Genomic DNA, 555 nt, shown 5'->3' with positions numbered 1-555 from the left:
CCACACGGATATTGGCGTCTATATCGGCATGGTCTATTCGTACCTGCCGTTCATGGTGATGCCGCTGTACGCGCACCTGGTGAAGATGGATCTGACGCTGCTCGAAGCGGCTTACGACCTCGGCTGCAAACCGTGGACCGCGTTCACGCGTATCACCTTGCCGCTGTCGAAGAACGGCATCATCGCCGGCAGTCTGCTGGTGTTCATTCCGGCGGTGGGCGAGTACGTGATTCCTGAACTGCTCGGCGGCGCCGACACGCTGATGATCGGCCGCGTGATGTGGGATGAATTCTTTAACGATATGGACTGGCCGATGGCATCCGCTGTCACCGTCGCGATGGTTCTACTGCTGCTCGTGCCGATGGCCGTGTTCCAGTACTACCAGGTCAAGGAACTGGAGGGCGCGAAATGATCAAGCCAAATAGAACGCTGTCCAATAGCGTACTGACGTTCGGGTTTCTGTTTCTGTATATCCCGATCATCAGCCTGGTGGTGTATTCGTTCAACGAATCGAAGCTCGTCACCGTGTGGTCCGGCTTCTCGCTCAAGTGGTAC

General features: G+C 56.6%; 1 protein-coding gene and 1 pseudogene. Both read left to right on the top strand.

Translation table 11 applies throughout. The features are described from left to right. The coding region (locus KHO31_RS39040) for an ABC transporter permease subunit (protein ID WP_211626160.1) at positions 1 to 412 on the top strand (412 nt) is incomplete at its 5' end. Beyond that, a pseudogene (locus tag KHO31_RS39035) lies at positions 409 to 555 on the top strand (putrescine ABC transporter permease PotI); the annotation flags it as partial. The gene KHO31_RS39040 and the pseudogene KHO31_RS39035, both read left to right, overlap by 4 nt.

The organism is Paraburkholderia domus (genome assembly GCF_905220705.1).
In the GTDB taxonomy this organism is placed as follows: Bacteria; Pseudomonadota; Gammaproteobacteria; order Burkholderiales; family Burkholderiaceae; genus Paraburkholderia; species Paraburkholderia domus.
Note: the sequence above shows the minus strand (reverse complement) of the source record. Positions and strands in the feature narration are given on the sequence as shown.